The sequence below is a fragment of the Roseateles sp. P5_B10 genome (assembly GCF_056400485.1).
Genome location: NZ_JBFULE010000269.1, coordinates 1 through 7,183, shown reverse-complemented (window position 1 = coordinate 7,183; position 7,183 = coordinate 1). Strand labels below are relative to the sequence as shown.

The 7,183-nt window shown below is 68.7% G+C and carries 8 protein-coding genes; 4 read left to right on the top strand and 4 right to left on the bottom strand.

Features of this window, described 5'->3' with window-relative positions; genetic code table 11:
* Positions 1-456 (top strand): helix-turn-helix domain-containing protein (locus AC1DU6_RS16530; RefSeq protein WP_477858375.1); only part of this gene is annotated, 456 nt, incomplete at its 5' end.
* Positions 453-770, top strand: coding sequence for a hypothetical protein (locus tag AC1DU6_RS16525; protein WP_457325937.1), 318 nt, complete (start codon positions 453-455; stop codon positions 768-770). The genes AC1DU6_RS16530 and AC1DU6_RS16525, both read left to right, overlap by 4 nt.
* Before the next feature lie 186 nt (positions 771-956).
* Here the strand turns inward: AC1DU6_RS16525 and AC1DU6_RS16520 are convergent, their stop codons facing one another.
* Together AC1DU6_RS16520 and AC1DU6_RS16515 are read right to left on the bottom strand one after the other, a co-directional pair.
* Entirely contained in the window at positions 957-1,391 is a 435-nt protein-coding gene (locus tag AC1DU6_RS16520; protein WP_056201693.1) for a hypothetical protein, read from the bottom strand.
* A gap of 102 nt (positions 1,392-1,493) precedes the next feature.
* Positions 1,494-1,955: an Lrp/AsnC family transcriptional regulator gene (locus tag AC1DU6_RS16515; protein WP_477858377.1), complete on the bottom strand. Its 462-nt coding sequence runs from the start codon at positions 1,953-1,955 to the stop codon at positions 1,494-1,496.
* Between the two features lie 131 nt (positions 1,956-2,086).
* On the opposite strand from AC1DU6_RS16515, the gene AC1DU6_RS16510 reads away from it, so the two are divergent.
* A complete protein-coding gene (locus AC1DU6_RS16510; RefSeq protein WP_477858373.1) occupies positions 2,087-4,330 on the top strand; it encodes an aminotransferase class V-fold PLP-dependent enzyme in 2,244 nt (747 codons plus the stop codon).
* 35 nt (positions 4,331-4,365) lie between these two features.
* Here the strand turns inward: AC1DU6_RS16510 and AC1DU6_RS16505 are convergent, their stop codons facing one another.
* A complete protein-coding gene (locus AC1DU6_RS16505; RefSeq protein WP_457324884.1) occupies positions 4,366-5,445 on the bottom strand; it encodes an NAD(P)/FAD-dependent oxidoreductase in 1,080 nt (359 codons plus the stop codon).
* Between the two features lie 157 nt (positions 5,446-5,602).
* Between AC1DU6_RS16505 and AC1DU6_RS16500 the strand changes: the two genes are divergently transcribed.
* Positions 5,603-6,703, top strand: coding sequence for an MFS transporter (locus AC1DU6_RS16500; RefSeq protein WP_477858371.1), 1,101 nt, complete (start codon positions 5,603-5,605; stop codon positions 6,701-6,703).
* Here AC1DU6_RS16500 and AC1DU6_RS16495 read toward each other — a convergent pair.
* The coding region (locus AC1DU6_RS16495) for a DUF3616 domain-containing protein (protein ID WP_477858369.1) at positions 6,693-7,183 on the bottom strand (491 nt) is incomplete at its 5' end. The two genes, AC1DU6_RS16500 and AC1DU6_RS16495, sit on opposite strands and share 11 nt — an antisense overlap.

The window sequence follows — 7,183 nt, the reverse complement described above, 5'->3', positions numbered from 1 at the left end:
GGTCTGTACAAGACCCTCGCGCGGATCATTTCTTGCCGCGGTGCTGACCTGAGCGCTGCAGAGCTTCGTTTCCTTCGCAAGCGACTCGGAAAGAGCCAGATAGAGGTGGGGCAGCTTGTCGGCACGACAGATCAGGCCGTGGCCAAATGGGAGAAGGGGCAGACACCTGTGCCGACCGCGGCTGCACGTCTTTTGAGGCTGGCGTGGCTGAACCAGAACTCACGAAAGCACGTTGCTGTGGCGCTGGAGAAGATGTGGTGCGCCCGTGAGTTCGTTCGGCATGGCTACGTTCTCGCGTACGAGCACGGCGTTTGGATTGACGTCAGCGACGAACACGAGCTGAAGCCCATCAAGGCGGAGGCCGAAAAGCAGACCTGGGCGGTGATCGATGGTCTGGTGCATATCGCAACTGCGAGTGCAACGTCGGGTGTATCCACTTTCCGGGAGTTCGCATGAGCGAGAGCGAGAGCGCAATTCCGGCCGAAGGCAGGATGTTCACGATTGAGGAGTTGGCGGCAGCTCTCTTTACTTGCCATGGCATCACGACGGGCTTGTACCAAGTGGGTTGCAGTTTGCGGTTTGCAGGCGCAACGATGAATTGGCAGCCGATGGGCTCGGAAGGTTTTCATCCCACCGCGATGGTTGGTATCGAAGCAATCGGACTCAAGCCGGTGGACAAGCCGGGCGTGTTGGTTTTTGACGCTGGCCAGCTCTCTAGGGCTAAGCCGGCTGCGAAAAAGCGAGCGTCGCCGCGGAAGGTTCAACCTTGAGTCTTTAGGGGAACAAAGGGGGGAACACGGAAGGGAGAACCGCTGGACCTCTAGCACTGGCGCGGCCTACATTGAACTGTTCAATCTCCATCAGCCCCAAATGAAGCAAGGACCTGGAAGCGAAAGCCTCCAGGTCCTTTTTGTTTTTGGGCAGCCGCCGTACGCGCCGTACGGCCGGGTCACGCCTCAGCGCATCGTGTATCCGCGCCCGTCCATGCAGGCTTCGACGGCGCGCTGGAACACGCCGGCGTCGGACATGGCGGCCTGCTGAGTCGTCGCCCAGCGGTTGCATTCGCGGCTGTCGGCTTCCAGTTGGACGCCGCTCTGGCCGTTGCGCGGATAGATGATCGGCACGGCACGTGACGGCTGGGTGTAAACCGGTTGCACGGGCTGCACATACACCGGCTGCGGTGGCGGGGGCGGCGGCACATAGACCACCTCGCGCTCAGCTTGATTCGCCATCGCGATCAGCGGCACCGCCACTGCCAGGCCGAGGACCAAGCCACCGAGACCGGGGCCGCGGTGATGATGGTGATGGTGGTAGTAGCGGGGGCCGGCGCTCGCCAGGCCTTGGGCGGCCAGCAGGGCCAGAACAACAGAGGCGCGGACAAGGGTCTTCATGACAGGCTCGCTCAGGTCGAATGCGGTGAACTTAACGCTGCAATGCCTGTACGGTGTACTGCGGCTGCCCGCAATTTGCAACACGTCGTAGCAAATGGCGCGTCAACCGSCATAGCCCAAGGGCAATGCCGTCGTCAGCTTGAGTTCCTCCATGGCGAAGCTGGAGCTGACGTCGCGCAGCTGAGTGCCGGCGATGAGGCGCTTGTAGACCCTGTCATAGGCGGCAATGTCGGGCACCACCACCCGCAGCAGATAGTCCACGTCGCCGCTCATGCGATAGAACTCGACGACCTCGGGGATGGCCTGCACCGTGGCCTTGAAGGTCTCGAACCAATCCTGGCTGTGGGTGCTGGTGCGCACCGAGACGAAGACGGTGACGCCGACATTCACCTTCTGCGCGTCCAGCAGCGCCACCTGGCGTGTGATGACGCCCGATTCCTTCAGACGCTGGATGCGCCGCCAGCACGGCGTCGTCGACAGGCCGACCTGCTGCGCCACCTCGGCCGTCTGAAGCTCGGCGTTCTGTTGAAGGATTTCGAGGATGCGGATGTCTATGGAATCCAATTTCATAGATTCGATCATATAAAGTATTGCATGCTCGGCTCGGGCGATTGAAAGCCGGCTTGTGCAAACCGTTTGTGCCCAATGCTGGCAACAATACCGCCAGCGCATCCACTGCCGCAGCGGCCAGCACCATGGAAATCTATCTCGACGCCAACGCCACCACGCCCGTCCTGCCGCAAGCCCGCGAAGCCGCCATGGCCGCGATGGCCGATGACTTCGGCAACCCCAGCAGCGTCCACAGCACCGGGCTGAAGGCGAGGGCGCTGATGGACGGCGTTCGGGCCCGTGCTCGCCGCGTGCTCGGGGCGAGCTCGGGCAAGCTGCTTTTCCTCAGCGGAGCGACGGAGGGCATCCAGACGGCCGTGCTGTCGGCGCTGAGCGCCTTGAGGGACGTGCCAACCCGGCCCAAGCTGCTGCTCTACGGCGCCACCGAGCACAAGGCGGTGCCCGAGGCCATCAAGCACTGGAATGCGCTGCTCGGCCTGAACCTGCAGGTGCTGGCCATTCCCGTCGACCGCGACGGCCGCCATGACCTCGCCTGGCTGCGCGAGCACGCACCGCGCGCCGGCCTCGTCTGCACGATGGCGGCCAACAACGAGACCGGCGTCATCAGTGACCTCGGCGGCATCGAGCGGGCGCTTTCCGGCAGCGCCGCGCTGTGGATGGTGGACGGCGTGCAGGCCCTGGGCAAGTTGCCGCTGCGCCTGGCCGAGCGCCGCATCRACTACGCGCCATTCTCCGGCCACAAGCTCTACGCCCCCAAGGGTATCGGCCTGCTCTATGTGCGTGAAGGCGCGCCCTTCACGCCGCTGCTGGCCGGCGGCGGGCAGGAAGGTGCGCTGCGCTCGGGCACCGAGAACATGTCGGGCATTGCCGCCCTGGGCGCCGTGCTGGCGGCGCTGGAGGACGGCAGGACCTTCCGCGACCACGCCACCCTCGTCGCCTTCCGCGACCGCCTGGCTGGCGCGCTGCAGCAGGCCTTCCCCGGCCTGGTGTTCAACGCGCCGCCCGAGGCCTGCCTGCCGACGACGCTGAACTTCGCCGTGCCGGGTGTCAGCTCCAAGCTGCTGCTGGACCTCTTCGATGCTGCCGAACTGCGCGTCAGCGGCGGCTCGGCCTGCAGCGCGGCCAAGGCCCAGCCGAGCTATGTGCTGGAGGCCATGGGCCTGCCGGCCTGGCAAGCGGCCGCAGCCGTGCGCCTGTCCTTCGGCCCGGTGGCCGATGCCGCCTTCATCGACGAGGCCTGCGCCCGCATCCGCATCTGTGGCGAGTCCCTGCGCGAGAGCTGCCTGGACCCGAGCGCTCCCGGCCAGGCCCTGCCGGCCGACGGCCTGACGCGCTTCGTCGTCGATGGCGCCTGCTGCTACCTGCTGGCCGACGCCGCCAGCCGCCGCGCCGTCGTCGTCGACCCGTTGCCCGAGCTGACAGAGAGACTCGCCCAGTGGCTGACCTGCCAGGGCTATGAACTGGCCGCGGTGCTGGACACCCACAGTCATGGCGACCACGCCTCGTCCGCGCCCGAGCTGCTCGCTGCCGCTGGCCAGTCGCGCGGTGATGTCGACGGCCTGGGCTGGCCAATCGGCGCCGACACCATCGCGCTGGGCACCTCCCGGCTGAACCGCATGCCGATTCCCGGCCACACCCAGGACTCGACGGCCTATCTGCTGTACGACGCGGGCGGATTGCGCCTGGCCTTCGTCGGAGACACCGTCATGCCGGGTGCGCTGGGCCGCAGCGACTTTGAACAGAGCGCGCCGCTGGCCTACGGCAGCTCGCTGGGCCGCCTGGAACAGGCCGTCGGCCCCCACGCCCTGCTGCTGCCTGGTCACGACTATGACGACCGCTTCGCCAGCACGCTGGCCGTGGAGTGCGTCGCCCAGCCGCTGCTGGGCGACGTGCTGGGTGGCCGCATCGACGGCGCCGGCTTTGCGGCCGCCAAGGCCCAGCTCGAGCAGGGCCTGGCCCTGACCGAATACCAGACCGTGGCCTGCGGCGCGCGCGTCGACAGCGCTTGCCCGCTTGCTTCCAGCGAGATGAGCCTGGACGAGCTGAATGGCCTGCTGCGCGAGCAGCCGCAGCTGCTGCTGGTGGACGTGCGCGAGCCCTACGAGCAGCGCCTGGGCCAGGCGCCCGAGCTCGGCGTGGGCGTGCGCCGCGAGGCCGTGCCGCTGTCGGGCCTGCCCAATGCGCTGGCCCGCTGGCTGACCCTGCCGGCCGAGACGCCCATCGTCTTCTTCTGCCGCAGCGGCAACCGCAGCGCGCAAGCCGCGCAGGCTCTGCGGCGGCTTGGGCATGAGCAGGCCTGGAGCCTGGGCGGTGGCCTGGCGCTGTGGCCGCGGGCGCTGGCCGGTGCCGACGCCGCGCTCGCCATCTGAGCGCCGGACCTGAAACCAGTTTCAGCGTCCTGGGTTCAAAGCCGGGCGGCGACCTCTTCGGCCAGGGCCAGCGAGGCCGTCAGCCCGGGCGACTCGATGCCGAACAGCTGCACCAAGCCCGGCGTCGCGGTGTCGATGCGGAAGTCCGCCGCCGCCTCGCCCGGGCCGCTCAGCTTTGGCCGGATGCCGCTGTAGGCCGGCTGCAGCGCGCCCGCGGGCAGGCCCGGCCAGTAGCCGCGCACCTCGGCCTCGAAGGCCGGTGCCAGGGCAGGGTCGACGGCGTAGTCCAGCCTGGCCGGCGCGCGCTCGGTCAACCACTGCACATCAGGCCCGAAGCGCGCCTGGCCGCCCAGATCCAGCGTCAGATGCACACCCAGGCCGCCGTCTACCGGCAGCGGGTAGATCAGGTGCGAGAACGGCGCCCGTCCGGCGAGTGAGAAGTAGTGGCCGCGGGCAAAGCGCAGTGGTGGCGCAGGCGTGCCCAGGGATTCAGCGACCTGCGCAGCAAACAGCCCAGCTGCATTGATGACGCAGCGCGCGCCCAGCTCGAAATCCTCCACCAGCAGCCGCCAGCCATCACCCTCCCGCGCGCCACCGGTCACCGCACTGGCCAGGGCCAGCGTCGCGCCGGCGTTCTCGGCGTCAGCCAGCAGGGCTGTCATCAGGCCATGGCTGTCGACGATGCCGCTGGACGGCGACAGCAGCGCACCCGCGGCGTTCAAGGCCGGCTCCAGCGCCAGCGTTTCGGTCCGACTCAGCAGGCGCAGGTCGTCAACGCCATTGGCCACGCCAGCCTCGGCGATCTGCTCCAGCCGCGGCAGGTCCTCGGCGCGTGTCGCCACCACCAGCTTGCCGCAGCGACTGTGCGCAATGCCGCGCGCCGCGCAGTAGTCGTAGAGCAGCATCTTGCCGCGCACGCACAGCCGCGCCTTCAGGCTGCCGGTTGGGTAGTAGAGGCCGGCGTGGATGACCTCGCTGTTGCGCGAGGAGATGCCCGTGCCGATGGCGCCGACGGCCTCGATGACGACGACCTCACGCCCGCGCAGCGCCAGCTCGCGCGCGATCGCGAGGCCGACAACGCCGGCACCGATGACGGCAATATCCACCTGGTCCATGAACGGAGTTTGCCTTGCCTAAAATGCGCAGCGCTTCGCGGCGAGTGCCGTGACGCCGTCTCTGCCGAGGGGTGCTGCGACGAGGGTCATGATGCCTTCGCCACGCTTGGTGAGGACGACAGGACAAGGGCGCCCTCTGTGAAGAAGAGGCTCCCGCATGCATTCCCCTCCCGCATCCCCTTCCGCATCGATACGCACCATCCTGCCGCTGGCCTTCGTCACCGGCGTCAGCATGGCCGCGATGGACCTCTACCTGCCCGCCGTGCCCGCTCTGCAGGCTGGCATGGGCATCAGCGTGCCCTTGGCCCAGGCCACCGTGGCCGTCTACCTGGCCGGCCTGGCAGGCGCCCAACTGCTGTGGGGCGAGCTGCTGAACCGCCTCGGTCCGCGGCGCTGCGTCGAGGTGGGCCTGCTGCTGCTGGTGCTGACCAGTCTGGGCTGCGCTTTAGCGCCCAACATCGAGACGCTGCTGGTGCTGCGCCTGCTGCAAGGTGTGTCAGCCGCGGCGGCGACGGTGGTGGCGCCGACCGTCGTACGCGCCACGCTGGCCGATGCCGATGTGGTGCGCGGCATCGCCGCCATCTCCATGGTCGAGGCCATCRTGCCCGCGGCCGGGCCGGTGCTGGGCGCGCTGATGCTGCGCGTGACGGACTGGCGCGGCACCTTCTGGGTGCTGGCGGCCCTGGCGCTGCTGTTGCTGCCGTGGGTGGTGAAGATCGCGCCGCGCAGGCTGCCCGGGCTCAACCTCGAGCACGACGCCGGCTATCTCGGCATCCTGCGCAACCGCAGCTATCTGCGGCTGGCCGGTTCGCATGCGCTGTGCATCGGCGCCTTGCTGACCTTCCTGGCCAGCGCGCCCCAGCTGCTGCAGCACACCCTGGGGCTGGGCACGGCAGCATTCGCGCTGCTGCAGGTGGTGCAGCTGGTGGCCTGCACGCTGGCGCTGCTGGCCGCCTGGAGCGGGCAGCAGCTGCCTTATGCGGCGGTGGCGGCCTACTGGATGTGCTTCTGCGGCGCCCTGGCCATTCGTGGGCCGGCCACCTTCGTCGATGCCCTGGCCGTGCCGCCTGCGCAGATGGGCCGCGCGACGGCCTTGCTGGTGCTGGCGCTGCTTGCCGCCGGCGCCGTCGGTACGCAGTTGGTGGCGCCTTTCCTCGGGCATGCGGACAGCGCAGTGCCGTTGTTCAGCGGCGTGCTGTTGATGCTGCTGGCCAGCGCGGCGCTGGTGTGGCGCTATCCCTTGGTGCCTAAGGCTTGAGGTCGAGGGCGCGGAAGGCGCGCTTGCTCTTGTCCGCGTCCTTGCAGGCCTTCTTGCCCACCATGACGCCGCCGTCGTCGCTGAGCAGCGTGAGCAGCCCGTCCGGCCAGGCGAACAGCGCCTCCGGGCGCAGCGTGCCGAGTTCGGCCTTGACGGGCGCCGGCACATCGGTGGCCTTGCCGCTCCAGCGGAACAGCGCGAAGCTGCCCACGTCGGCCGGCGGGCCAGCGGCGATCAGATAGCCGCTGCCCACGCGCTCGATGGAGCGCACGCCGCGGCCGCCCAGGTCCAGGCGAATGGCGCTGCCAAAGCGCGCTGGGCCCTTGGCCGCGACCAGCTCGGCCGGGTTCAGCAGCGGAATGACGAGGGCACGCCCCTGCGGAATCGGGTTGCGCAGGCCGATCAGCAGGCTGCCATCGGGCGCCGCGGCCAGGCCTTCGATGTTGAAGCCGCCTTCCGCCTCGGCCGCGCGGCCAGCAG